The organism is Aureimonas populi, assembly GCF_017815515.1.
In the GTDB taxonomy this organism is placed as follows: domain Bacteria; phylum Pseudomonadota; class Alphaproteobacteria; order Rhizobiales; family Rhizobiaceae; genus Aureimonas; species Aureimonas populi.
Genome location: NZ_CP072611.1, coordinates 2679506 through 2705222, shown reverse-complemented (window position 1 = coordinate 2705222; position 25717 = coordinate 2679506). Strand labels below are relative to the sequence as shown.

General features: G+C 66.7%; 22 protein-coding genes. 8 read left to right on the top strand and 14 right to left on the bottom strand.

All coding sequences use genetic code 11. The annotated features are described in order from the left end of the window. Positions 1-55: 55 nt before the first annotated feature. From kdsA to tpiA, 5 genes are all read right to left on the bottom strand, one after another. On the bottom strand, positions 56-898 hold the full coding sequence (gene kdsA / locus J7654_RS12745; RefSeq protein WP_209736281.1) for a 3-deoxy-8-phosphooctulonate synthase: 843 nt from the start codon (positions 896-898) through the stop codon (positions 56-58). Further along, positions 895-1764 carry a VOC family protein gene (locus tag J7654_RS12740; RefSeq protein WP_209736280.1) on the bottom strand — a complete coding sequence of 290 codons (870 nt, stop codon included), beginning with the start codon at positions 1762-1764 and terminating at the stop codon, positions 895-897. The genes kdsA and J7654_RS12740 overlap by 4 nt, the downstream gene beginning before the upstream one ends. Beyond that, complete coding sequence (locus J7654_RS12735) at positions 1761-3389, bottom strand: CTP synthase (protein ID WP_209736279.1); 1629 nt, start codon at positions 3387-3389, stop codon at positions 1761-1763. Before J7654_RS12735 ends, J7654_RS12740 begins: the two co-directional genes overlap by 4 nt. Before the next feature lie 109 nt (positions 3390-3498). Then, a complete protein-coding gene (gene secG / locus J7654_RS12730) occupies positions 3499-4062 on the bottom strand; it encodes a preprotein translocase subunit SecG (protein WP_209736278.1) in 564 nt (187 codons plus the stop codon). A gap of 90 nt (positions 4063-4152) precedes the next feature. Next, a complete protein-coding gene (gene tpiA, locus J7654_RS12725; protein WP_209740520.1) occupies positions 4153-4905 on the bottom strand; it encodes a triose-phosphate isomerase in 753 nt (250 codons plus the stop codon). Positions 4906-5059: 154 nt separating this feature from the next. Between tpiA and J7654_RS12720 the strand changes: the two genes are divergently transcribed. From J7654_RS12720 to lexA, 6 genes are all read left to right on the top strand, one after another. Further along, positions 5060-6952 carry a SurA N-terminal domain-containing protein gene (locus J7654_RS12720; protein ID WP_209736277.1) on the top strand — a complete coding sequence of 631 codons (1893 nt, stop codon included), beginning with the start codon at positions 5060-5062 and terminating at the stop codon, positions 6950-6952. Continuing rightward, positions 6949-7980 (top strand): anthranilate phosphoribosyltransferase, encoded by a 1032-nt coding sequence (gene trpD, locus J7654_RS12715; protein WP_209736276.1) that lies wholly within the window; start codon positions 6949-6951, stop codon positions 7978-7980. Before J7654_RS12720 ends, trpD begins: the two co-directional genes overlap by 4 nt. Next, positions 7977-8774, top strand: coding sequence for an indole-3-glycerol phosphate synthase TrpC (gene trpC, locus J7654_RS12710; protein WP_209736275.1), 798 nt, complete (start codon positions 7977-7979; stop codon positions 8772-8774). Before trpD ends, trpC begins: the two co-directional genes overlap by 4 nt. After that, complete coding sequence (gene moaC / locus J7654_RS12705) at positions 8771-9259, top strand: cyclic pyranopterin monophosphate synthase MoaC (protein ID WP_209736274.1); 489 nt, start codon at positions 8771-8773, stop codon at positions 9257-9259. Before trpC ends, moaC begins: the two co-directional genes overlap by 4 nt. Further along, a complete protein-coding gene (locus tag J7654_RS12700) occupies positions 9256-10467 on the top strand; it encodes a molybdopterin molybdotransferase MoeA (RefSeq protein WP_209736273.1) in 1212 nt (403 codons plus the stop codon). Before moaC ends, J7654_RS12700 begins: the two co-directional genes overlap by 4 nt. A 74-nt stretch (positions 10468-10541) precedes the next feature. After that, the gene (gene lexA / locus J7654_RS12695) at positions 10542-11249 is read left to right on the top strand and encodes a transcriptional repressor LexA (RefSeq protein WP_209736272.1); all 708 of its coding nucleotides are present in this window, start codon (positions 10542-10544) and stop codon (positions 11247-11249) included. A gap of 22 nt (positions 11250-11271) precedes the next feature. On the opposite strand, the gene J7654_RS12690 is transcribed toward lexA, so the two are convergent. Beyond that, the gene (locus J7654_RS12690) at positions 11272-13431 is read right to left on the bottom strand and encodes a ComEC/Rec2 family competence protein (protein WP_209736271.1); all 2160 of its coding nucleotides are present in this window, start codon (positions 13429-13431) and stop codon (positions 11272-11274) included. A gap of 284 nt (positions 13432-13715) precedes the next feature. On the opposite strand from J7654_RS12690, the gene gltX reads away from it, so the two are divergent. Together gltX and gltA are read left to right on the top strand one after the other, a co-directional pair. Continuing rightward, positions 13716-15137 carry a glutamate--tRNA ligase gene (gene gltX, locus J7654_RS12685; protein WP_209736270.1) on the top strand — a complete coding sequence of 474 codons (1422 nt, stop codon included), beginning with the start codon at positions 13716-13718 and terminating at the stop codon, positions 15135-15137. A gap of 148 nt (positions 15138-15285) precedes the next feature. Further along, positions 15286-16575, top strand: coding sequence for a citrate synthase (gltA, locus tag J7654_RS12680; protein WP_209736269.1), 1290 nt, complete (start codon positions 15286-15288; stop codon positions 16573-16575). Positions 16576-16615: 40 nt separating this feature from the next. On the opposite strand, the gene lpxB is transcribed toward gltA, so the two are convergent. The 8 genes from lpxB to J7654_RS12640 all read right to left on the bottom strand — a co-directional run bounded on the left by lpxB (position 16616) and on the right by J7654_RS12640 (position 25714). Next, the gene (gene lpxB / locus J7654_RS12675; RefSeq protein ID WP_209736268.1) at positions 16616-17773 is read right to left on the bottom strand and encodes a lipid-A-disaccharide synthase; all 1158 of its coding nucleotides are present in this window, start codon (positions 17771-17773) and stop codon (positions 16616-16618) included. Then, positions 17770-18678, bottom strand: a complete 909-nt coding sequence (locus tag J7654_RS12670) for an LpxI family protein (protein ID WP_209736267.1) — start codon at positions 18676-18678, stop codon at positions 17770-17772. The genes lpxB and J7654_RS12670 overlap by 4 nt, the downstream gene beginning before the upstream one ends. After that, a complete protein-coding gene (lpxA, locus tag J7654_RS12665; protein ID WP_209736266.1) occupies positions 18648-19454 on the bottom strand; it encodes an acyl-ACP--UDP-N-acetylglucosamine O-acyltransferase in 807 nt (268 codons plus the stop codon). The genes J7654_RS12670 and lpxA overlap by 31 nt, the downstream gene beginning before the upstream one ends. Further along, positions 19451-19927, bottom strand: coding sequence for a 3-hydroxyacyl-ACP dehydratase FabZ (gene fabZ / locus J7654_RS12660; protein ID WP_209736265.1), 477 nt, complete (start codon positions 19925-19927; stop codon positions 19451-19453). The genes lpxA and fabZ overlap by 4 nt, the downstream gene beginning before the upstream one ends. Next, positions 19902-20978 carry a UDP-3-O-(3-hydroxymyristoyl)glucosamine N-acyltransferase gene (lpxD, locus tag J7654_RS12655; RefSeq protein ID WP_209736264.1) on the bottom strand — a complete coding sequence of 359 codons (1077 nt, stop codon included), beginning with the start codon at positions 20976-20978 and terminating at the stop codon, positions 19902-19904. The genes fabZ and lpxD overlap by 26 nt, the downstream gene beginning before the upstream one ends. A 44-nt stretch (positions 20979-21022) precedes the next feature. After that, a complete protein-coding gene (bamA, locus tag J7654_RS12650; RefSeq protein ID WP_209736263.1) occupies positions 21023-23437 on the bottom strand; it encodes an outer membrane protein assembly factor BamA in 2415 nt (804 codons plus the stop codon). Positions 23438-23645: 208 nt separating this feature from the next. Beyond that, complete coding sequence (gene rseP / locus J7654_RS12645) at positions 23646-24788, bottom strand: RIP metalloprotease RseP (RefSeq protein WP_209736262.1); 1143 nt, start codon at positions 24786-24788, stop codon at positions 23646-23648. Between the two features lie 74 nt (positions 24789-24862). After that, positions 24863-25714 carry a phosphatidate cytidylyltransferase gene (locus tag J7654_RS12640; protein WP_209736261.1) on the bottom strand — a complete coding sequence of 284 codons (852 nt, stop codon included), beginning with the start codon at positions 25712-25714 and terminating at the stop codon, positions 24863-24865. Between the last annotated feature and the right edge of the window lie 3 nt (positions 25715-25717).

The following is a 25717-nucleotide window of genomic DNA, read 5'->3' as shown; positions in this document are numbered from 1 at the left end:
CCGCGCGTGGGTTGCGCGGAGGTTTAGCGTATCGAGGCGGCGGAATGAACCGGCTTCACAGCGGAGCGGTAAATTCCTTCGCCACGGCGTCCAGCGCCCGAAGGCGCTTGAGGAGTTCCGGCATCCTGTCGAGCGGCACCATGTTCGGGCCGTCCGAGGGCGCGTTGTCGGGGTCCTCATGCGTCTCGATGAAAAGGCCCGCCACGCCGACCGCGACGGCCGCGCGCGCCAGCGTCTCCACGAAGCGCCGCTCGCCGCCCGAAGAACCGCCCTGCCCGCCCGGCTGCTGCACCGAATGGGTGGCGTCGAAGACGACAGGCGCGCCCAGGCCGGCCATGATCGGCAGCGCGCGGAAATCGGACACGAGCGTGTTGTAGCCAAAGGAGGCGCCGCGCTCGGTGAGGAGCACGTTGGGGTTGCCGCTTTCCGTCACCTTGGCCAGAACGTTCTTCATGTCCCAGGGAGCCAGGAACTGGCCCTTCTTGATATTCACGATCCGCCCCGTGCGCGCGGCGGCGATCAGAAGATCGGTCTGGCGGCAGAGAAAGGCCGGAATCTGGAGGATGTCGCAGGTTTCGCCGACGATTCGGCACTGCTCCTGTGTGTGGACATCGGTCAGCACCGGCAGGCCGAAGGTCTCTCGGATTTCCGCGAAGACGGGCAGCGCGGCCTCGATGCCGATGCCCCGCCGGCCGGACAGGCTCGTTCGATTGGCCTTGTCGAAGCTCGCCTTGAACACATAGCCGATGCCCAGGTCATCGGTGATCCGCTTCATCCTCTCGGCCACCATGAGCGCGTGGTCGCGGCTCTCCATCTGGCAGGGGCCGGCGATCAGCGCGAAGGGCGCCGTCTGGTCGAAAACGACATCGCGGGCATTCACTGTGGCGTTGGCGTTCATGCGCTTTCCTTCTCGAAGCCGACGAAAGCGCCGGCGCCCAGCCTTACGATCAGCCGGCCATGCCGTTCCTCCGCCTGGGGCGCGAAGCTGCGAACGGCTTCGAAGTCGCGCACGGCCAGAACGATTCCCTCGAAGCTCAGGCCCCGCCGCTCGTCCCGCGCCGCGCCATAGCGGATCGCGAGCGCCTCGGGCGTGGCGACCTCGAGGATGCTTCTGCCCATGCGCAGCGTCATCCCAAAGGAATCGGCCTCGATCTCGCGGTCGCCTGTCAGATGCTGAAGATAATACTGGAAGTCGGTGGGGTTGGGCTCGGCCATCACCAGGCGCGCGGTGCCGAGGGCGCCGTTCGCGTGGCGCGTCAGCGCGGAGCGGTCCGGCTTATGCACATGCGTGGGCTGGCAGGTGAAGAACGCGACATCGGGCGCGCGCAGGTCTCGCGCGAAGGCGAGCTTGAATCCGACCAGCCCGTCCTGGCCGTCCGGCGTCCTGAAGCGACGCTCGAAGGCCAGGCTCTCTCCACCGCCGAAGCCGGCCTCCCGCATGTCGTCGCGGTCCGCGTCGGCATCGGGCGAAGCGAAGGCGACGCAGGAGAAGGAAGGGGTTCCGATGCGGAAGCGATGCGCCTGGTCGCGCGTGATGAAGGCGTTGCCCGCCCTGGCCTCGGCCTCGCAGGTCTCGCGGTGGCCGACCGCCAGCGGCTCGATATAGGAGCCGTCCGCAAGGAAGACGCAGGCATTCTCGGTCCCGAAGGGATGCTGCGCGTCGGGAGCGACGACAAAGCCGAGCGCCTCGAACCAGCCGCGCGCCTCCTCGAGCGACGGAACGGCGAGAACGCAATGGTCGAGCTTGCGGGGAGCGGTCATCATACGAGCCGCGAGCGTTCCACGGCAGCCTCGATGAACGAGGCGAAGAGCGGATGCGGCTCGAAGGGGCGCGATTTCAGCTCGGGATGATACTGCACGCCGATGAACCAGGGATGGTCCACCAGCTCGACGGTTTCCGGCAGGAGGCCGTCGGGCGACATGCCCGCAAAGCTCATTCCGGCCGCCTCCAGCCGCTCGCGATAGGCGCGGTTGACCTCGTAGCGATGGCGATGGCGCTCGACGATCTCGTTCGAGCCGTAGATCTGCGAGATCAGCGAACCTTCCTTCAATGCGGCCCGATAGGAGCCGAGCCGCATGGTCCCGCCCAGATCGCCCGCCTCCGCGCGCGTCTCAAGCTCATTGCCCTTCAGCCACTCGGTCATCAGGCCGACGACGGGCTCCTCCGTCGCGCCGAACTCCGTGGACGCAGCCTTCTCGATGCCCGCGAGCGAACGCGCCGCTTCGATGACGGCCATCTGCATGCCGAAACAGATGCCGAAATACGGCACCTTGTGCTCGCGTGCGAACTTGGCCGCGAGAATCTTGCCCTCGGAGCCACGCTCGCCGAAGCCGCCAGGCACGAGGATACCACTCACGCGATCCAGATAGGGCGTCGGGTCCTGCGCCTCGAAGACCTCCGACTCGATCCAGTCCAGCTTGACCCGCACCTTGTTGGCGATGCCGCCGTGCTGGAGCGCCTCGATCAGCGACTTGTAGGCGTCCTTGAGGCCCGTATACTTGCCGACGACCGCGATCGTCACTTCGCCTTCCGGGTTGCGGATGCCGTCGACCACCTGGTGCCAGCGCTCGAGCTTGGGCTTGGGCGCAGGGTCGATGCCGAAGGCGGCCAGCACTTCCGTGTCCAGGCCTTCCTTATGGTAGGCGATGGGCACGTCGTAGATCGTGGCCACGTCCAGCGCCTGGATGACGGCCGTCTCCCGCACATTGCAGAAGAGGCTCATCTTGCGGCGCTCCTCCTTCGGGATCGGCCGGTCGGCGCGCACGAGGAGGATGTCGGGCTGGATGCCGATGGAGCGAAGCTCCTTCACCGAATGCTGCGTCGGCTTGGTCTTCAGTTCCCCGGCGGTGGGAATGTAGGGCATCAGCGTGAGATGCACGTAGACAGCGCCGTTGCGCGGCAGCTCGTTTCCGAGCTGGCGAATGGCCTCCATGAAGGGCATCGCCTCGATGTCGCCCACCGTGCCGCCGATCTCGCACAGGACGAAGTCGAACTCCTCGTTTCCGTCGAGGATGAATTCCTTGATGGCGTCCGTGACGTGGGGAATCACCTGGACCGTCGCGCCGAGATAGTCCCCGCGCCGCTCCTTGGCGATGATCTCCTTGTAGATGCGCCCGGTGGTGATGTTGTCCATCCGGTTGGCCGGCCGGCCGGTGAAGCGCTCGTAATGGCCGAGGTCGAGATCGGTCTCGGCCCCGTCCTCGGTCACGAAGACCTCGCCGTGCTGGGTCGGGCTCATCGTGCCCGGATCGACATTGAGATAGGGGTCGAGCTTGCGAAGCCGGACCCTGTAGCCCCGCGACTGGAGCAGAGCCCCGAGTGCGGCTGAGGCGATGCCTTTCCCAAGAGAGGAAACCACGCCGCCGGTGATGAAGATGTATCGCGCCATGGGCTTTCCCGATACTCGCTCGAACGAAATTCTGCCAGCCCGAAAATCGGCTCAAACGAAGAGGGGCGCCGAGGCGCCCCGATTTCCGGTGTCGCTGACGAGTGAACGCTTACTGCTGCGTGGCAGGTGCAGGCTCGGCATCGGCAGGCGGCGAAACCACCTCCGGCGCCGCCGGGTCAGCCTCGGCGGGCTCGGCCGGTGCCTCGGCCGCGGGCTCCTGCGGGGAAGCGCCCAGCGGCACGCCGCCGTCCTGCGGCTGGGCGGGCGCGGCCGGGGCGAGCGGTGCCGTCACCGGGGCGCCGCCGGCCGGCACGTCGACCGGGGCCGGCTCGGCAGGCGCCTCCTCTTCCGGCAGCCCACCGAGCTGGTCGAGAAGCGAGCCGCCGCCGGCCGGCGCGCTCTGCCCCGCCTGCCCGGCCGGGATGCGGTCGAGAATGTCGGTCGGGCTGCCGCCGTAACGGGCGAGGATCGCCAACGACATGGAGGTGAGGAAGAAGGCCGCGGCGAGGATGGCCGTGGTGCGCGTCAGCGCGTTGGCCGCGCCACGCGCGCTCATCAGCCCGCCCCCGCCGCCTCCGATGCCGAGCGCCCCGCCCTCGGAGCGCTGCAACAGCACCACCACGACGAGCGCCATGACGATGATAAGGTGGACGACGATGAGAACGGTTTGCATGAGCTTGTTCGCGCAACTTCTTTTTCGAATTCGCGCGCCTTCTACAGGAGAGGCCGGGTTATGCCAAACGCATTCGACGCGCGGGAGCGATCACGCCGGCCGGGATGCCCGGCATATCGCAATGAAATCGTCCGCCTTCAAGCTCGCCCCGCCCACGAGCGCCCCGCCGACATCGGGCACGGACAGAAGCTCGGCGGCGTTCGCCGGCTTCACCGAGCCGCCGTAGAGGATGCGCAGCTTCGCGCCCTCCTCGCCGAAACGCTCCGCCAGCCGCGCGCGAAGGAAGCCGTGAACCTCCCGCACTTCCTCGACGGTGGGGGTGCGCCCCGTGCCGATGGCCCAGACGGGTTCGTAAGCCAGGACGGCATTCGCCCGCGTCGCGCCTTCAGGCAGCGAACCCGCGAGCTGCCGCCCCAGGATCTCCAGGGTCGAACCGGCATCGCGTTCCTGCTCGGTCTCCCCGACGCAGACGATGGCCACAAGACCGGCGCGCCAGGCGGCCTTCGTCTTGGCGGCCACGACCGCATCATCCTCGCCATTGTCGGCACGGCGCTCCGAGTGGCCGAGAATGACGTGGCTCGCCCGCGCGTCGCGCAGCATTTCGGCGGAGATCTCGCCGGTATGCGCGCCACTCTCGCTGGCGTGGCAGTTCTGCCCGCCGATCGCGATCCGTCCCTTCGCGCGCTCGGCCGCCGCCGAAATAAGGGTTGCGGGAGGGCACAGAAGAAGGTCGCAAGCCTCGCCCAGCTCCGCCGATGCCGCGCAGACGGCGTCGAGCTCGGCGAGTTGGGCGGCAAGCCCGTTCATCTTCCAGTTTCCCGCGATCAGCGCCTTGTCGGTCATGGATTGCAACTCCCTCTTGCGATGTCCCGATGCGTAATGCCCCGGCAAAGCGAAATCAAACCGGCGCTTCGCTTGGCGAAAACACACTTTGCCTTTAGATCGTGCGCCGGGGCGGCCCGATGCCGTTCCCGCAGACGATAGGAGACCGCCCCCGATGATGGACAGCTTGCGCCGCAGCATCTCCGGCTGGACCGGCAAGATCGTGCTTGGCCTCATGCTCGGGGTTTTCGCGGTGGCATGGACCGTCGCGGACGGCTTCTCCGTCGGCGGTTCGTCGAACACGGTGATGACGGCCGGCGGCACCAGCGTTTCGGTGCAGGACTACCAGATCGCCTACCAGCAGAACCTCGCCCGCCTCTCGCAACAGTTCCAGCGCCGGCTGACGCCCGACGAGGCCGCGGCCTTCGGCGTGGACCAATCCACTCTGTCGCAGCTTTCCAGCGGCGCTCTTCTGGACGAGCAGGGCCGCGTGCTGGGGCTCGGCCTTTCGGAAGAAGGACTTCTGCGCCTCATCGCCGAGGACCCGGCCTTCCAGGACGCCAACGGCAACTTCTCGCGCAACGCCTTCCGCGCGGTGCTGCAGAATGCCGGCCTGAGCGAGGTGGCCTATCTGGAACGTCTGGGCGAAACCGCGCTGCGAGGGCAGATCGTCCAGGCCGTCACGGCGGGTGTCTCCGCGCCGCAGGCGGTGAACACGGCGTTCGGCCTCTATGTCGGCGAACAGCGCTCGGTTCGCTACGTTACGCTAGAGCCCGAGCCGGCGACCGCCCTGCCCGACCCCTCCACCGAGGAACTGGACGACTTCTTCACCGCCGGCAGCGCCGACTATGCGGCGCCCGAATATCGCAGCTTCAGCTATGTGGACCTCACGCCGGACGCCATCACCGATCCGGCCTCTGTGGACGAGGCGGCGATCCAGAGCGCTTATGAGGCGGACCTGACGCCTTACACGCAGGCCGAGCGCCGGCGCGTGCGCCAGATCGTTTTCCCCAGCGAGGCCGACGCACAGGCGGCCGTCGCCCAGCTAGAGGGTGGCGCCAGCTTCGAGGAAGTCGCCGCCTCGGCCGGCCGCACGCCGGGGGACACGGAGCTCGGCCTTCTCGCCCGCAGCGAGATCCCGGACTCCAACATCGCCGAAGCCGCCTTCTCCCTCGCCCTCAACGAACCGAGCAGCGTCGTGGCCGGCATTTTCGGCCCGACGGTCGTGGAGGTCAGCGAGATCGTGCCGGAAAGCGTGCGCCCGCTCGACGAGGTTCGTGACGAGCTTCGCGAGCGGCTGGCGCTGGACGCGGCCAATGATCGTGTCGATGCGGCCTACGACGCCTTCGAGGCGGCCCGTGCCGGCGGCGCGACCATGGAGGAGGCCGCGCGCGAGACCGGGCTGCAGCTCATGACGGTGGAGAGCGTCGACCGCGCGGGGCTGAGCGCGGAGGGAACGCCCATCGACGCGCTTCCGGCGCAGGAAGAGCTTCTGGAAGCCGTGTTCGAGGCCGAGCCGGGTTTCCATGCGCTGCCCATCAATTACGAGTCGAACAGCTTCCTTTTCTATGACGTGACGGATGTGATCGAAGCGCGCGAGCGCACCCTGGACGAGGTTCGCGACCAGGTGATCGCGGATTGGAAGGAGGATGAGGCCCAGCGGCTTCTGGAAGAGCGCGCCGAAGCACTGCGCGCACGCATCGAGGGCGGCGAGACCATCGATGCGGTAGCGCTGGCCGAGCGGCTGGAGGTTCGCACCGCATCCGGCCTGACGCGCGCAACGGCACAGGCCCAACTCGGGCAACCCGCCAGCCGCGCCGCCTTCTCCGGCCCCGCCGGCACCGTTGCGGCCGCCCCCGCCCTGGCCGCCGGCAACCGGCTCGTCCTCGTGGTGGACGAGGTCGTGGCGCCGGCCGACCCTCTCGCTTCCCTCCCGCAAGGCCAGAGCGAGCAGGTGGCGCAAGCCATGCGCAACGACTTCGTTCAGGCCTATGTCGGCGTTCTGCAACAGCAATATCCGGTGCGCTACAACCAGCAGGCCGTCCAGGCCGCGGGAGGCCAGCGGTGAGCGGCGGCTTGAAGCCCTTCCTGGCGAAGGTGGCGGACGGGAAGGCGCTGAGCCGCGCCGAATCGGCCGAGGCCTTCCAGGTGATGATGTCGGGCGAAGCCACGCCCAGCCAGATCGGCGGATTCCTGATGGCGCTGCGCGTGCGCGGCGAGACGGTGGACGAGATCGCCGGGGCGGTGGACGTGATGCGGGCCAATATGGTTCGGGTCGAGGCGCCCGCCGATGCCGTCGATATCGTGGGCACGGGCGGCGACCATGCCGGCACGCTGAACATCTCCACCTGCGCGGCGTTCGTCGTGGCAGGCTGCGGCGTGACGGTCGCCAAGCACGGCAACCGCGCGCTGTCCTCGCGGTCCGGGGCGGCCGATGTGCTGATGGCGCTGGGGGTGAATGTCGATTTGAAACCGCACGAGATCGGGCACGTGATCCGTGAGGCCGGGATCGGCTTCATGTTCGCGCCCAGCCATCACGCCGCCATGCGCTTTGTGGGCCCCAGTCGCGTCGAGCTTGGCACGCGCACGATCTTCAATCTTCTCGGCCCGCTGGCCAACCCGGCCGGCGCGGATCGCCTGCTGGTGGGCGTGTTTTCTCCCGACTGGGTGATGCCGGTGGCGGAGACCCTGCGCGAACTGGGCACGCGCGCCGCTTGGGTGGTGCACGGGGACGGGCTCGACGAGATGACCGTATGCGGGCGCACGGACGTCGCCGCGCTGCGCGATGGAACGATCGAGACCTTCAGCCTTCAGCCGGAGGATGTCGGCCTGGCGACCCGCCCTCTCGGCGAGATCAAGGGCGGCGACGGACGTGAAAACGCGCTCGCCTTGCGCGCCGTGCTCGATGGCCGGGAAGGCGCCTATCGCGACATCGTGCGCCTCAATGCCGGCGGGGCGCTGGTCGTCGCGGGCCGGGCCTCGGACCTTGCCGAGGGGATTTCCATGGCGACCGAATCGATCGACACGGGCGCGGCGCGCGATGCGCTGGCCCGGCTCGTGGACGCGACCGGCCGCGCGGCGGGCGAAGGGGCATGAGCGACATTCTCTCCCGGATCGGAGCCTACAAGCGCGAAGAGATCGCCCGCGCACGACAAGCCGTGCCGCTGGGCGAGCTGGAGCGGCGGATCGCCGAAAGGGACGCGCCGCGCGGCTTCGAGCGCGCCATCCGCTCCACGCTGGATAAGGGTCGCTTCGCGCTGATCGCGGAGGTGAAGAAGGCAAGCCCCTCCAAGGGCCTGATCCGCCCGGATTTCGACCCGCCTGCCCTGGCGAAGGCCTATGAGCGCGGCGGCGCGACATGCCTCAGCGTTCTGACGGACGCGCCCTCCTTTCAGGGGCACGCTTCCTTCCTCACGGCTGCCCGGGATGCGACGGCACTGCCCGCGCTGCGAAAGGACTTCCTCTTCGACCCCTATCAGGTGGCCGAAGCGCGAGCATGGGGCGGGGACGCCATTCTGGTGATCATGGCGGCGGTGGAGGACAGCCTTGCCGCCGAACTCGAGTCGGCCGCCCTGCATCACGGGCTCGATGTCCTGATCGAGGTTCACGACGAGGCGGAGCTGGAGCGCGCCCTGAAGCTGGCGTCCCCCCTGATCGGCATCAACAACCGCAACCTGCGCACTTTCGAAACGGATCTGGCAACCTCCGAGCGCCTTGCGCCGCTTGTGCCAGAGGATCGGATCGTGGTGGGCGAGAGCGGGATCAACCTGAATGTGGACTGCCTGCGGCTGAGGAAGGCCGGGATCGGCACGATCCTGGTCGGCGAGAGCCTGATGCGCCACGAGGACGTGGAGGCCGCCACGCGCGCTTTGCTGGGGGATATCCGATGAAGCCGGACGCGCCGGGCCTGACGCATCTGGACGCCACCGGCGCGGCTTCGATGGTCGACGTGGGCGACAAGGCGGAAACGATGCGCGTCGCACGGGCCGAGGGATTGGTGACGATGCGTTCCGAGACACTCGACCTCATCCTTTCGGGGCAGGCGAAGAAGGGCGATGTCATCTCCATCGCGCGCATCGCCGGCATAATGGCGGCCAAGAAGACGTCCGATCTCATCCCTTTGTGCCATCCGCTGATGCTCGACAAGGTGGGCGTGGAGATCGAGGCGGAGCCCTCCCTGCCGGGTTTGCGCGTTACCGCCACGGCCAGGCTCTCGGGCAAGACGGGCGTGGAGATGGAAGCACTGACGGCCGTTTCAGTCGCCTGCCTCACCGTCTACGACATGGCAAAGGCTGTCGATCGGTCGATGCAGATCACCGCCATCCGCCTCCTGGAGAAGTCCGGCGGCCGTTCGGGCGACTGGGCGGCGGAATGAGCCTTCTGCCGCTGGAAGCCGCGCTCGAACGACTCCTCTCCGACGTTTCGCCCATCACCGACGAGGAGCTTGTTCCGCTGCGCGAGGCCACCGGCCGGGTTCTGGCATGTGACGTGAGCGCACTTCGCACCCAGCCGGATTTCAACGCCTCGGCCATGGACGGCTACGCAGTGCGATCCGCACAGACGGCCTCGCCTCCATCCGTGCTGTCGGTCATAGGCGAATCGGCCGCCGGCCACGCCTTCGGCGGCCGGATACAGGATGGCGAGGCCGTTCGTATCTTCACAGGCGCGCCCGTGCCCGACGGGGCCGACGCCGTTCTGATCCAGGAGGATGCCGAGCGGCTCGGCGAACGTCAGGTGCGCGTTCTTGCCGTCGTCATGCCCGGCGAGAACGTCCGCCCCGCCGGCAACGATTTTCGACAGGGCGACGTGCTCCTTCAGCGACATGCGCGCTTGACGCCCGGTGCCGTGGCGCTGGGCGCGAGCGGCGGCCATCCCCGCCTGCCCGCCCTGCGTCGTCCCCGCGTGGCCATCCTCGCCACGGGCTCCGAACTGGTCGAGCCCGGCGCGCCACTCGGCCCCTCGCAGATCGTCGCCTCGAACAGCTACGGCCTGGCTGCTCTCGTCGAGGCGAATGGGGGGGAGGTTCTGGATTGCGGCATCGCGCCCGACCGGGTGGGCGACATCCGCGCGCAGATAGACCGCGCCTTGCGCGACGGCGCCGACATCTTCGTCTCCATCGGCGGCGCATCCGTCGGCGACCACGATCTCGCGGCGAAAGCTTTCGAGGAATCGGGGGCAACACTCGACTTCTGGAAGGTGGCCATGCGGCCCGGCAAGCCCCTGATGGCCGGGCGCCTCGGGCCGATGCGGCTTCTCGGCCTGCCCGGTAACCCTTCCTCCTGCATGGTCGCGGCCACGCTGTTCCTGCGTCCCCTGCTCCGCCGCCTCGCGTGCCTGCCTCCCATCGTCGAGAGAACCGGGCGCCTCGGCAGCGGGATGCGCGCGAATGGCGTGCGCGCCGATTTCGTCAGATCGATGCTGAACCCCGCGGGCGACCGCGAAACGCCGGAAGTCCTGCCGCTCGACAGGCAGGATTCCTCGCTCCTTTCAATCTACGCCCGTGCGCAGGTCCTCATCCACCGCCCTCCCCACGCGCCCCCGGCCAGCCCAGGGGACGCCTGCCGTTTCGTCGTTCTGGACTGACGGGTCCTTGCGGAACACAACTAGAACAGATAGGTTTGTTCAGGTTTTGTTTTTGATTCTGCGGGGCCGCCTCGATGCTGACGCGCAAGCAGCACGATCTTCTTCTCTTCATTCACGAGCGGTTGCAGGCTGCCGGCGTTCCGCCATCCTTCGACGAGATGAAGGACGCGCTCGAACTGAAGTCCAAGTCGGGCATTCATCGGCTCATCACGGCACTGGAGGAGCGCGGCTTCATTCGCCGCCTTCCCAATCGCGCCCGGGCGCTGGAAATCCTGCGGCTGCCCGAAGGCAGCGCCAAGCCGGCGCGCCCGGCCGGCGGCTTCAAGCCGAGCATCGTGGGCGGTGCCCGTGCACCGGCGGCGGAAAAGAAGGGCATGGGCGCGCATGAGGCCGCCAATGATGGCGTGAGTGTCCCCGTCATGGGCCGCATCGCGGCGGGCGTGCCCATCTCGGCCATCCAGAACAACACGCGGCACGTCACCCTGCCCGCCGACCTGATTGGCGGCGGGGAGCATTACGCACTCGATGTGGCCGGCGATTCGATGATCGAGGCGGGAATTCTCGACGGCGATACGGTCATCATCCGGCGCGGCGATACGGCCAGCCCGGGAGAGATCGTGGTCGCACTGGTGGACGACGAGGAAGCCACGCTCAAGCGGTTTCGGCGCAAGGGCGACAGGATTGCCCTGGAAGCGGCCAATCCAGCCTACGAGACACGCATCTTCGGCGCTGACCAGGTGAAGGTGCAGGGCAAGCTCGTCGGGCTGATCCGCCGGTATTAAGGCCGAACTGTCGGCTGGCACGCTATTCGGCGGTGGCGGTGCGGGGGGATGCTGATGCGTCCCGCTCCGGGTTGCGCCAGAACTCCGGCCATGGCGCATGGCGGTGCCTGTTCCATTCGCGTGGCTCCGCCGCGATGGAAGGCGTGACAACGGCCCGGCCGGTTTGCGGATCGGCGGAAACGGCGAGAGAACCGGTACGCCGCAAGCTTCGCAGCGTGACGAGGTGCGCCCCGCTGCGGCATTGCGAAAGTCGGATCGCGCGGGAGACGATGGCGACATCCGTGGTGTCGCAGAGAAGTCCCGTCTTCTCGTAGTCCTCGGTCCATCCCACCCTCAACCCGCTGCGCGTCGTGGCCCGGCAGATATTCTCCGTGCAGGTGAAGGCGCCGGGCGAGGTGTCACGGTGCGTGTTCTCTTCGCGCGGATAGGCCTCCGGGAAGGCGCGGCTCCATTGGCTGTCGACGAAGCCGTTCGGCCGCTCCTTCAGATGGGCAAGTCCGCCTTCCTCGCCCACCAGGGCAAGCTGCTTGCCGTCTTCGAAGATCAGGAGTTCGGGCGGCTCGCGGCGATCGGGTGCGAGGGTCAGGCCGACCAAGGCCAGGGGCAAGGCGATCCACCTCAGGCGGCTTGCGAAGAAACAGAGCGAAAGCACCGCAGCCGAAAGCAGAACGAGGCCCGATTTCGTCATGAGCCCGGTCGTGCGGTCGGGAAACCAGGCTGCGAGGATTTCGGCCATACGGAAGACGAGAGTGAGGCCATGGCCCATGGCCTGCCACACCGGCGAATCCAGCCCGAAGGGCATCAGCAGAACCGCGATCAAGGCCGCCGGCATGATCCAGAAGCTGAAGAGCGGCATGATCGCGACATTGGCGATGAGGCCGCCGAGAAGGGCGGCGCGCTGGAAATGATAGACGCCGTAGGGCGCCGTGGCTCCTCCGGCGATAAGCGAGGACAAGGCGAGCGCCATAGTCGCAAGGGCAGCCCCCGCGAGTACGCCGCGCGGTGGCCCCGCCCTGCGCTGCCTGCGCCTGTTCCACCAGCGCATCAAAGCGCCGTAGGCGCCGATCAGGGCGGCCGTCGCGGCGAAGGACATCTGGAAGCTTGCCGTCAGCACCGCATGGGGGCTGATCGCGATGACGATCATCGCGGCGATGGCGACGTTGCGCAGCGTTAATGCGGGCCGATCCAGGAGCACGGCGCCGAGCATGATCACCAGCATGATATAGGAGCGTTGCGTCGCCACGTTGTCGCCGGCGATGAGAAGGTAGGCCGTGGACACCGCGAGCGCGACCAGCGCGGCCATCTTCTTGGTGGAGACGAGGAGCGGCACGGCCGGAAGCAGCGACAGGATCGCGCGCACCGATAGCATGGTGAAGCCGGCGATAAGGGCCATGTGGAAGCCGGAGATCGACAGCACGTGCGCGAGGCCCGTTATGCGCAGCCATTCGTCCACCTCGGCGGGGATGCCGGCGCGCTCGCCCGTAACGAGGGCCGAGGCCACCGCGCCTTCCGCACCCTCCACCACGCCTCGAATCCGCTCGGCCATGGCCACGCGCGTGCGCGCCACCCGTTCCAGGAAGGTCAGGTCCTGCGGCTCGCCGATGAAGGGCTCGGGCGCGCCAAGCGAGAAGCCATAGGCGCCGAGCCCCTGGAAGAACGGCACGAAGGAAAAGTCGTAAGCCCCCGGAAAGGCCGGCCCGGATGGCGGGCGCAGACGGACGAGCCCGACATAAGTACCGCCGACCGGAATGAGCGCGTGACGGCTCGTGACGACGATGCGAACGCGCTCGGGCGGGCGGGAGAGAACGGGCCGCTCGGTCGAGAGGATATCGAGCACGTATCGCACGCGACTGCGATCGTCGATGTCCCTCCACTTTACACGCCCCTCGATTCGAACCGTCGCCTCGCCGGAGAAAATCGTGGTGTGGGTGCGCGCCAGTTCCGCGTGGGCGAGAAGCATCCCGCACGCGGCGGCAAGAGCGACCAGCCAGAGCGGCCGCCACGCCGTGCCGGGGCGCGAGATGAGGAAGGCGCCGCCCAGCAGCGCCGCGAGCGCCGCAGTGGCGGAGAGCGGGGCGCGGATGTCGGCGCCGTAGAAGAGCGCCAGACCGATGATGAGGCCGAGCGGAGTGATGAAGAAGCTGGAGCGGGCGCGCTCTTCCACTTCCAGTTCGCGCCGCAACCGGGCGCCCGGACCTTCCGGCCATCCGCCGGCGGAGAACGCGAAGGGCGCGGGGAAGAGGCGAATGCTCCTGCCCCGTCCACGTGCCGTTCCGCTGCCCTTTGCCTGTCCCGGCGCCGCCATCGTCATCCCGCCACCGGCTTGCCTCCCCGATTCCCTATGCTACACAGCTTCGCGCGAAAGCGAACCACGTTCGCGCGCTGTGTTGGCTGCGACCCCACCCTCATGGACTCGATTGATTCGAGCTTGCCGGTCCTTGCCGATCGATCAAAACTGGAGCCCTCATGTCCGACCGCGTCGTCACGCGCTTTGCGCCGTCCCCCACGGGCTTCCTGCACATCGGGGGCGCGCGCACCGCGCTCTTCAACTGGCTCTATGCGCGCCGCCACGGCGGCAAGATGCTGCTGCGAATCGAAGATACGGACCGGGAGCGTTCGACCGAGGCGGCGGTGACGGCCATCATCGAGGGGCTCGACTGGCTCGGCCTCTCGGCCGATGAGCCGTGGGTGTCGCAGTTCGAGCGCGCGGCGCGCCACCGCGAGGTGGCGGAGGAAATGGTGCGGCGCGGCGGCGCCTATTACTGCTACGCCTCGCAGGCCGAGCTGGAGGAGATGCGCGAGAAGGCGAAGGCCGAGAAGCGCCCTCCCCGCTACGACGGCCGCTGGCGCGACCGCGACCCCTCCGAGGCACCCGAAGGCGTCAAGCCCGTGATCCGGCTCAGGGCGCCTCTGGACGGCGAGACGCTCGTGGCGGACCGCGTTCAGGGCGATGTGCGCTTTCCGAACAAGGATCTCGACGACCTCGTCCTCCTGCGCTCGGACGGCACGCCCACCTACATGCTTGCCGTCGTGGTGGACGATCACGACATGGATGTCACCCATGTCATTCGCGGCGACGACCATCTGACGAACGCCGCGCGCCAGACGTTGATCTACGAGGCGATGGGCTGGGACGTGCCGGTCATGGCGCACATCCCGCTCATCCACGGCGCGGACGGCGCCAAGCTTTCCAAGCGGCACGGGGCGCTCGGCGTGGAGGCCTACCGTGCCATGGGCTATCTGCCCCAGGGGCTGCGCAACTATCTCGCCCGCCTCGGCTGGAGCCATGGCGACGACGAGATCATGTCCATCGAGCAGATGATCTCCTGGTTCGACATCGACGATGTGAACAGGGGCGCCTCGCGTTTCGACTTCGCCAAGCTCGAGGCCGTCAACGGCCACTGGATGCGCGCGGCTTCCGACGACGAGCTGACCGACGCCCTGATGGTCGAGCGCGAGCATCTGCCCAACGGCGGGATATTGAAGCGCCGCGACGACGAGACCGTGCGGCGGATGCTTCTCGAGGCGATGCCCGGACTGAAGGAACGTGCGAAGACGCTGGTCGAGCTGACCGACAGCGCTGCCTATCTTTTCGCCGACCGCCCTCTGCCCCTGGAAGAGAAGGCGGAGGCGATCCTCGCGGGCGGTGGGCGCGAGATCATCGCGGGCCTGCTGCCGGCCCTTTCCGATGTGGGCGAATGGACGGCGGCGCAGCTCGAAACGGTCGTGCGGGACTATGCCGAGGCCCGGGACATCAAGCTCGGCAAAGCCGCGCAGCCCTTGCGCGCAGCGCTGACGGGACGCTCCACCTCGCCCGGCGTCTTCGACGTGCTGGCCGTTCTAGGCCGGGACGAGGCGCTCGCGCGGCTGAAGGATCAGTCTGCTTGACAGCGCGTAACGCCGTTCGAGGCGAAAGCGATGTGGCAAAAACTTGTTCGACGCCCGCCTTTCGTCTAGGCACTGATGGCAGAAATGTAGTGTGCGCTGCAGCGGACCTTCGTTCGCCCGGCGCTCTCACGAACAAAAGGGAGAAGGCATGAGTGAAACGGCCAAGCTCGCTCTGAACGGCAGAGAAGCTGCGTTCGGTCTACGCCACGGTACGATCGGCCCGGACGTCGTGGATATCGCGTCGCTCTACAAGGAAACCGGGCTCTTCACCTACGATCCCGGCTTCACCTCCACCGCTTCGTGCGAATCGAAGATCACCTATATCGACGGCGACGAGGGCGTGCTCCTCCACCGGGGCTACCCGATCGACCAGCTCGCCCAGCGCGGCGACTTTCTGGAGACGTGCTATCTGCTCCTCTACGGGGAGTTGCCGACCGCGCAGGAGAAAGAGGATTTCGTCTACCGCGTAACGCGCCACACGATGGTGCACGAGCAGATGTCCCGTTTCTACACCGGATTCCGGCGTGACGCGCATCCCATGGCTGTGATGGTCGGCTCGGTCGGCGCCCTCTCGGCCTTCTACCACGATTCGACGGACATCACCGATCCGCACCAGCGCATGGTGGCGTCGATCCGCATGATCGCCAAGATACCGACGCTGGCGGCGATGGCTTACAAATATCATATCGGCCAGCCCTTCGTTTACCCGCGCAACGAGCTTTCCTACGCGGAAAATTTCCTCAACATGTGCTTCGCCGTTCCGTGCGAGCCCTATGAGGCCAACCCGGTTCTGGCAAAGGCGATGGACCGGATCTTCATCCTGCACGCCGATCACGAGCAGAACGCCTCCACCTCGACGGTGCGCCTCGCCGGCTCGTCGGGTGCCAATCCCTTCGCCTGCATCGCGGCGGGCGTGGCATGCCTGTGGGGCCCGGCCCATGGCGGCGCGAACGAAGCCGCGCTCAACATGCTGGCCGAGATCGGCACCAAGGACCGCATTCCCGAATTCATCGCCAAGGCGAAGGACAAGAACGATCCGTTCCGCCTCATGGGCTTCGGTCACCGGGTTTACAAGAACTACGATCCGCGCGCCAAGATCATGCAGGAAACGTGCCACGAAGTGCTGGACGAACTTGGCATCAAGGACGATCCGCTGCTTGAAGTGGCGATGGAGTTGGAGCATATCGCGCTCCATGACGAGTATTTCGTCGAGAAGAAGCTTTATCCGAACGTTGATTTCTACTCCGGCATCACGCTGAAGGCACTCGGCTTCCCCACCACCATGTTCACCGTCCTGTTCGCGGTGGCTCGCACGGTGGGCTGGATCGCGCAGTGGAAGGAGATGATCGAGGATCCGCAGCAGCGCATCGGCCGCCCGCGCCAGCTCTATACGGGTGCGGAGCGACGCGACTATGTCGGCGTCGACCAGCGCGGCTAAGGCCCGCGAAACAGAAAAAGGGCGCCTTCGGCGCCCTTTTTCATGCCCGGCGCGCTTCGATCTGCGCCAGAACGATATCGGCGGCCGCCTCGCCCGGCGGGCGATCCACTGCCATGAGGCGGCGGACATCGGCAAATCCCAGCAACTGCGCGCGCCGCTCGGGCGTGTCCGTCAGCAACCGCTCCAGCCGCCGCCCAAGAAGATCGGCCCGGACGAACTCGTGAAAATGCTCGGGAATGAGCGGGTGATCGGCGATCAGGTTCGGCAACACGGCCGTCCAGCCGGTTATGATATGGCGTATCGCATAGGCGACGGGGTCCAGCCGATAAGCCACGACGGTCGGTACACCCGCCAGCGCCAGTTCCAAGGCGACAGTGCCCGAAGCGGCCAGCGCAGCATCGGTAGAGCCGAAGGCCTGCCACTTCTCATCTTCGCCGGATACGACCTCAGGCCGATGCTCCCAGCCCTCCAGCTTGCGCTCCACAAGGCTGCGCACGCGCGGCACGGCGGGCAGGACGGCGGAAAGGCTCGGCATGCGTTTCTTCAGGAAGGCGTAGGTCCTGCCGAAATCGTCCATGAGCCGCTCGATCTCCCCCCGGCGCGATCCGGGCAGGATCAGGAGCTTCGGCGAGGAGCCGGCCAGCGGCACCGGATCGGCGGCGAGGCGCGCGCCGATGGCGCTGAGATGCGGTTCCGACATCAGCGGATGGCCGACATAGGTCGCGGGCGGGCCGCCGAGTTGCTCAAGGAAGGCGGGCTCGAACGGGAACAGGCAGATCGCATGATCGACGGCGGCCTTCAGCGCCTTGACCCGCTTCGGGCGATACGCCCAGACGGCGGGCGGGACGATGTTGACGATGGGCATCTCGGGCCGCGCGCGGCGGATGCGGCTCGCGACCCGGTTGGTGAAGGTGAAGCTGTCGATCGTGACGACCGCGTCAGGCGCCTCGGCGAGGATGGCCTCCGCCGTCTGCGAAAGTCGGCGCATGAGTTGCGGCAGCCGAACGAGAATGCCCCCGAGCCCGATGATAGACAGTTCCTCGATGTCGAAAAGGCTCGCCAAGCCTTCCTCCTGCATCATGGCGCCGCCAAGGCCCACCAATTGCAGATCGTCTCTAACGCGCCGCCGCAGGGCGCGTGCGAGGTCGGCGGCAATACGGTCGGCCGATTCCTCGCCGAGGACGAAGGCGATCTTCATGGGCGCTCACTCGCTGCTATGCCGACAACGAACAGGCCGGATGCGTCGGCTCTTGCGACAATGGCCTGAGCGTCAAGCAGGAGCGAGGCCCCGGCCGTCAGCCCTATGCCGACGAGGCCAGCTTCATGCGCCTGCTCCACGGTCTCCACGCCAATGCTCGGCAAGTCGAAGCGCTTGTCCTGCTGGGGCTTGGCGCTCTTGAAAAGCACGCAGCGCTCGCGACTGCCGATGCGCCCGCGCACGCGAAGATCGGCGACACGCGCCATCATCTCCCGGGTTCCCTCGATGCCTTCAAGCGCGATCACCCTGTCGGCGGAGGCCACCGCCGCCTGCCCGATATCGAGCGAGCCCAGTCCCGTCGCCGCCTCCATGGCCCGTGCAAGCGCCGCCCTGTCGTCTTCCCCCGGAGCGCGTGTCGTCAGAACGCCTTGGGGGGTTAGCAATTCCGGCAGGAGCTCGTGAACGCCATGCAGCGCAAAGCCCCGCCGCTCGAAGGCTTTCGACACCGCCCTCAGAAGGCTGTCGTCCCCGCCGCGCACGATCCTCAATATCTCCGGCAGCAGGGCGAGCGTCTTCAGGCTCGGCAAAAGAGAGCGATAGTCGGGGCGCGCCGAAATCGTGCCGCAGAAAACCATGTGCGCCACGCCCCGGCGGCGCAGGAAGGGGAAGATATCGCCCGTACGCCCCCAACCGAGCGGCGTTGCATCGTAACCGGACCAGTCGGCCGACAAGCCGTCCCCGACAGCGACGACGACCGGGGTCCAGCCGGCCTTGGCGGCGGCGTCCGCAACGAGGCGCGGCAGCACTCCGCCGCCGGCCACGATACCGAAGGCTTCGCCCACGCAGGAAGGGCGCAAGGGCGCTTCGGCCGGATTCAGGCCGGCCTGGGGCTGCGCGGGAAGCATAGCGCCCGATCCCCGCCGGAACGGATGAAGCCCAGCAGATCCTGGACGAGCGGATCGTCCGGATACTCGGCGGCGACCTCATCGAGATTCTCCTTGAAGGTGGAATCGTCCGAGAAGAGCACGCGATAGGCTTTGCGCACGTTGCGGATCGCCTCGCGGCCGAACCCGGCGCGCTTCATGCCGATGACGTTCAGCCCCGAGAGATAGGCGCGGTTGCCCAGAACCATGCCGAACGGGATGACATCGCCTTCGACGGCCGCCAGGCCGCCAATATAGGCGTGGTGGCCGATGCGAGTGAACTGGTGGATGCCCGAGCCGCCTGCGACGGTTGCAAAATCGCCGACATTGCAGTGGCCGGCCAGCATGACATTGTTGATGATCGTGACGTTGTCGCCCACCACGCAGTCGTGGGCGACATGCGCGCCGGTGAAGAACGAACAATTGTCGCCGATGGTCGTCTCGAAGCGTCCCTGGGCAGTGCCGGGGTTCATCGTCACGCTTTCGCGGATCAGGCAGTTGCGCCCGATCACGAGCCGCGTATCCTCGCCGCGATATTTGAGGTGCTGGGGCGCGTGGCCGATGGAGGCGAAGGGGAAGATGTTCGCCCCCTCCCCGATCGACGTGTTGCCGAACAGAACGACATGGGAGCGCAGCTTCGAGTTCGCGCCGAGCACAACCTGTGGCCCGATCCGGCAGAAGGGGCCGATCTCGCAGCCCTCGCCGATCACCGCGCCGTCCTCGACGATGGAGGTCGGATGAATGATCGTTTCGCTCATTGGCCCGTCGCGGCGTCGGCCGCCACCAGCATCGCGCTCACGGTGGCCTCGGCGACCTTCGCCCCGTCCACCTTCGCCACGCAGTCGAACTTCCAGATGCTGCCCCGCTTCTTCGACTGCACCACATGGTACTCGATCCGGTCACCCGGCACGACCGGCTTGCGGAACTTGGCGTTGTCGATCGTCATGAAATAGACGAGCGCGGGTGTTCCGGCCCCTTGCGCCCTGGTGCAGATCGCGCCCGCCGTCTGCGCCATGCCCTCGATGATGAGCACACCCGGCATGACGGGGGCCTTGGGAAAATGCCCCTGGAAATGAGGCTCGCTGGCTGTGACGTTCTTGATGCCGATCGCGCTTCTATCGCCATCGATCTCGATAATCCGGTCGACGAGCAGGAAGGGGTAGCGATGCGGCAAAAGCTCCATGATCTCCTGGATATCGACGCTCTCAAGCGTCTTTGTCGCTTCGTCCATCTTTCTTTCCCGCATTTCGGCCGCTCTTGGCCATCTCCTGAACCCACATCACTTCGCGCAGCCAGTCGCGGACCGGGTGCGCCGGCACGCCGCCCCAACGGGCACCCGCCGGCACGTCGCCCGCGACGGACGACACCGCGGCGATCTGTGCGCCATCTCCGATCTTCACATGGCCGTTGACGGCGCTTTGCCCGCCCATGACAACGCCGTTCCCCAGCGTGGCGCTGCCCGCGATGCCCACTTGGGAAACGATGATGCAATTACGCCCGATCGTCACGTTGTGAGCGATCTGAACCTGATTGTCGATCTTCGTGCCCTCCCCGATCACGGTATCACGCACCGCGCCGCGGTCGATCGTCGTGTTCGCGCCGATCTCCACATCGTCCTGGATGACGACTCGGCCGATCTGCACCGACTTGAGGATGCCCTGCGCGCCGATGGCATAGCCGAAGCCATCCTGGCCGATCTGGACACCCGGATGAACGATCACGCGGTTACCGAGAAAGGCGTGCTGCACCGTGACTTGAGGCCCGATCCGGCACTCGCGCCCGATCCTGCATCCCGGACCGACGACAGCCCCGCCCGACACGATCGTCCCGCGCCCGATATGCGCCCCGGCACCGATGGTCGCGAAAGGCTCGACGACGGCTCCCTCCTCGATGAGAGCGGCGTCGTGGACGAAGGCCCGATCCGAAATTCCGCTGGCGCCGCTGAGGCTGGCAGGCGTGAGAGCATCGGGATAGAGTGCGCGCCCGGCCAGCGTGAAAACGCGGTGGACATCGTTTGCCAGGAGGCGAGGCATCGCCTCGGGAACCAGCTTCAGGTGCCGCGCGGCCACAATGACGCAACCGGCACGGCTGCCCTGCAGCTCCCGGGCATATCGCTGATTGTCAAAGAAGGCGAGATCGCGTGCCTGGGCGGAGGCGAGCGGCGCAATCCCGGTTACAAGGCGACTTGCCTCGGAAATCGGGGTCAGTTCCGCCTCGCAGAGGGTCGCCAATTCGCCGAGGGTCATGCCGCCCCGGCCGGTGAAGAACGATGTTTCACTCATGCTGTGGACGGCGGAGCGCGCTTGCCGCGCCCCGCCCGTCTCGATCAGAAGCGCGAGGAGAAGCCGAACGAGAACTCCTGCGTCCGGTCGAAATCCTCTTCGGCCAGCGGCACGGCATAGTTCACGCGAAGCGGGCCGAAGGGCGAGGCCCAGATCAGGCCGACACCAGCGGAAGCGCGCAATGCGAAGTCGTCGCCCTGAATGCCTTCGAGCGATGAGTCCTCAACGCCCCAGAGAGAGCCCGCATCGGCGAAGGCTGCACCGCGGAAGCCGAAGTCACGAGAGACCAGCGGCAGCGGGAAGGTCACCTCGGCGCTGGCGTTCACATAGTTCTCGCCACCAAGAGCCACGCCGTTCTGGCGGGGCCCGATACCCTGGTACCTGAAGCCGCGAACGATATCCTGGCCCTTGAAGAAATTGTCGAAGACACGCAGGTCGCCGCCCAGCGCCGTCACATTGCCGGCGCCGCCCGAAAGCTGGCCGATGAGGTCGTACTCCTCCGAAAGGAGGCTGAACATCGAGGCGCGAGCGGTGGAGCGAAGGAACTCCGCATCACCGCCGAGACCCGCGATCTCCTGCCCGGCCTGGACGAAGAAGCCCTCGCGCGGGTCGTTCTGGTTGTCGAGCGTGTTGTAGGTCAGCGCGTAGGAGACCGACGACGTCGTATAAGGGCTGTCACAGATCGCCTCGTTGATGATGGGCGAGGCCGTGAAGAGCGGAGCACCCCAACCGGTCGTCCCGTTCGGGTCCGGGTTTCCGCAGGTGCTGAGGAACGGGTTGCCGCTAACCGGATCCAGGCGGGTCACGCCCGTATCGTCGCCGAACGTCTCTTCCTTGTAGTTATAGGCGAACTGCGCCGTCAGATCGTTCGTGATCGGCGCGGCGATCCGCAGCGAGCCGCCCGTGCGCTCGATATCATACGAGCCCGACGTGTTCTGCGAGTGGTAGATATCGAAACCGGCAGCCAGACGGCGACCAAGGAAATATGGCTCCGTGAAGGAGAGACCATAACTACGGGTCTCCTCGCCGAACCCGGCCGAGACGCGAACGAACTGACCGCGACCGAGGAAATTGCGCTCGGTCACGCTGACTTCCGCGACCGGCCCGGAGTTCTCGCCGCCCGTCGTATAGCCGCCGCCCACGGAGAATTCGCCGGTCGCCTGCTCGGCCACCTGGACGATCACCACCACGCGGTCCGGCTCCGAACCCGGCGCGGTCGAGACGTTCACGCGCTCGAAGAAGCGCAACGCCTCAAGGCGCTGGCGAGCGCGCTGGATAAGCACCTGATTGAAGGCGTCGCCTTCCGACACGTCGAACTCGCGCCGGATGACGTAGTCGCGCGTCTTGGTATTGCCGCGAATCTCGATCCGCTCGACATAGGCGCGCGGCCCCTGGTCGATGACGTAGTCGATGGAAATGGTGTTGGAGGAGAAGTCGCGATTGCCGCGCGGCGTCACTTGCGCGAAGGCATAGCCCTGCGCGGCGACCGCGTTCGTCAGGTTGACGAGCGTGTCCTCCACCTTCTCGGCGCTGTAGGTGTCGCCCTGACGGGTCTCCAGCTCGCTGCGCAGCGCCTCGCCATCAATGCCCGGAACGGTCGAATCGATATTGATGTTGCCGAAGGCGTAACGCTCACCCTCCTCCACCGTGATGGTGATGAAGTACTGGTTGCGCCCCTCGTCGAGCTCGGCGACCGAAGAGACGATGCGGAAGTCGGCGAAGCCGCGGTTGTAATAGAAGCGCCGCAGCGTCTCCTCATCCGCACGCAGCCGCTCCTCGTCGTAGATGTCGCTCCTCTGAAGGAAGCCGAGAATACCCGTCTCGCGAAGCGCGATGACTTCCTTCAGGCGCCCGTCACCGAAGGCGTTGTTGCCTACGAAATTGATCTGCTCGATGCGCGTCCGGTCACCCTCATTCACCGTGAAGACCACGTTGACGCGATTGTTCTCCACTGGAACGGTCTGGACGGACACGACCGCATCACTCCGGCCGACGCGCGTATAGGCGGCGCGGATGGCCTCCACGTCGGCCTGGGCGGTCGAGGCGTTGTAGGCCGCGCGCGCCGAGGTCTGGACCGTTGCGCTGAGCTGCTCGTCGCGAATCCGGCGGTTGCCCTCGAAGACGACGTCGTTGACGATCTGGTTCTCGTCGACCTCGACCAGCAGCGTGCCGCCGGAGCGGCTGATGCGCACATCGGAGAAGAGGCCGGTCGCGAAAAGGCGGGTGACGGCTGCATCAACCTCGGCGGCGCCGACATTCTGACCAGGGCTGACCTGCACGAGGCTGCGGATCGTGTCCGCCTCGACGCGCTGATTGCCGCGCACCTGGATGTTGCTGACTGCCTGCGCCTGGGCGGGACCAGCCATCACGACCGGAAGGCCGACCGCCGACACCGCCAGAACCGTCGAGGATAGAGCCGCCGCCGACAGGGCACCGAGGAGCTTCGAACCAGCCTTCATAGGCTTACACCACCTTATCTTGCACTCGCCAGGAGAGGCAGGAGCCAGCAACCCGACCCTTGCCTTGTATCGGCTTTGCGACCGCGTTCAACCAAACTGCACCAAATCCCTTTAGGATTCGGAAAACCGTTGCCCGGGGGACACGCCGCCCGGCCGTATGGTTAATATTTCGCAAATCCCCTCGGCGAACCCCCTCACCCCCCAAGCCTCAGGTGAGACTCGAAAGATCGTTCCAGAAGGCGAATATCATGAGACCCATCACCAAGGCGAGACCGATCCTGAATCCGATTTCCTGAACGCGCTCGCTGAGCGGGCGCCCCCGCACCGCTTCGGCGGCGTAGAAAAGGAGATGGCCGCCGTCCAGCATCGGAATCGGCAGGAGGTTGAGCAGGCCGATGGAGATCGACAGGAGAGCCGCAAGGTTCAGCAGCGGGGCAAAGCCCATGGTCGCCGCCTGGCCGGAAATCTGCGCGATACGGATGGGCCCGCCGATCTGGTCGCTCGGTTGGGAACCAGTGAAAATCCCCCCGATGAAATGCACAGTCCGCTCGGTGACGAACCATGTCTGGGACGCTCCGAAGGCCAGGGACTGGCCCAGCGAAAGCTCCTCGACGCGGAAGGACGAAGAGGCGTCGTTGGCAACGACACCGATGACCGGGACCTGGAATTCATTGCCGAAATTGTCCGTCTGCGTCCGCTCTTCGGGCGTGACCGTCAGTTCGACAGGGCTCCCGTTCCGCTCGACCGTGACGGCGATGGGGATGTTGGCGCGCGTGGAGACATGACGCTGGAAGTCCGAGAAATAGGCAATCGTCTGGCCGTCCGCCGCCAGGATCCGGTCGCCGGGCATGAGCCCTGCCTGTGCAGCAGGCGAGTCCGCCTGCACCTCCGCGACCACCGGATCGCCGACCACGCGGCCGTTCACATAGGCAACACCGGCGAAGATCGCGATGGCCAGGATGAAATTGGCGACCGGCCCCGCCGCAACGGTAGCGGCCCGACGCGGCAGGCTGGCAGTGTGGAACGCGCCGGCACGCTCGGCGGGCGACATTCGCCCGATGGCCGCCTGGTCGGGCACGCTCGCCGCGTTCTCGTCTCCCAGGAATTTGACATAACCGCCGAGCGGTATGGCGCACAGCTTCCAGCGCGTTCCGTGACGATCGTTGAAGCCGAGAATCTCGGGCCCGAATCCGACCGAAAAGGCCATGATGCGAATGCCGCTCCAGCGCCCCACCAGATAGTGGCCGAGTTCGTGGAAGAAGACGATGACTGTCAGGACGAAGAGGAATGGCAGGATCGTGCCGATGGCCGTGCTCCAGATACCGTCGCCGAGCGCGCCGATGAAATCCATTACCATTCGTCCTTCAATAACGCCGAGCCAGCGGGCCCGCCGAACCCCGGCGCATTTCTATTCTGCGGCCGCCTCTAGAGCGAAAAAATGGCGAGCGCCGGCTCGTCGAGGCCGCGCGACAGCAGGGCGACCAGCCATAGCGAGGCCGTCGCCACGATCAGCGCATCGATCCGGTCCATCAAGCCGCCATGGCCCGGGATCAGGCGACCCGAATCCTTTACGCCGAAACGCCGCTTGACCCAAGACTCGAAAAGGTCGCCCGCCTGCCCGACAACGGACAGCAGCGCCGACAAAACGAGAATCCAGAAGGTCACGTCGCCGGCCACGAGATAGCTGTAAAGCCAGCCGAAGGCGACGCCCGCCGCGAGGCCGCCGAGTGCGCCGGACATCGTCTTCTTGGGGGAGACGAGCGGCATCAGCTTCGGACCACCGAAGGTGCGACCGAAGAAGTAGGCGAAGATGTCCGTCGCCCAGACAACGCCGATCACCAGACCGAGCGCGGCAAGCCCCTCGATGTCGTCCCCGCGAAGGATCCCCGGCGCCAGGCCGGCAGCGGCGGAATAGACAAGGCCTCCTGCCACCCAATCCGCCTTGCGTTCGTTCCGGTCGATGACCACGATGAAGACAAGGGCGGCCAGCACGATGACGAGCGAGACCAGCTCGAAGCCAAGCAGGAACGCCAGAAGGGCGGCCAGGAGCGCGCGCCGGGCGAAGATATAGATCGGGCCGGCGCGCTTGGCGCGCGTCATCCGCGCCCATTCGTCGAAGACAATGACCGAGGCCACGCAGCAGAGCACGCGGAACGGCCAGCCTCCGAGCAAGGCGATGGCCAGCACGAACAGGCCGAGGATCACCGCCGAGATCAGACGCGACTTCAGGTCGCTCCAGGATTGCGTCGCGACGATTCTTCCGATGCCCAGACCCATTCC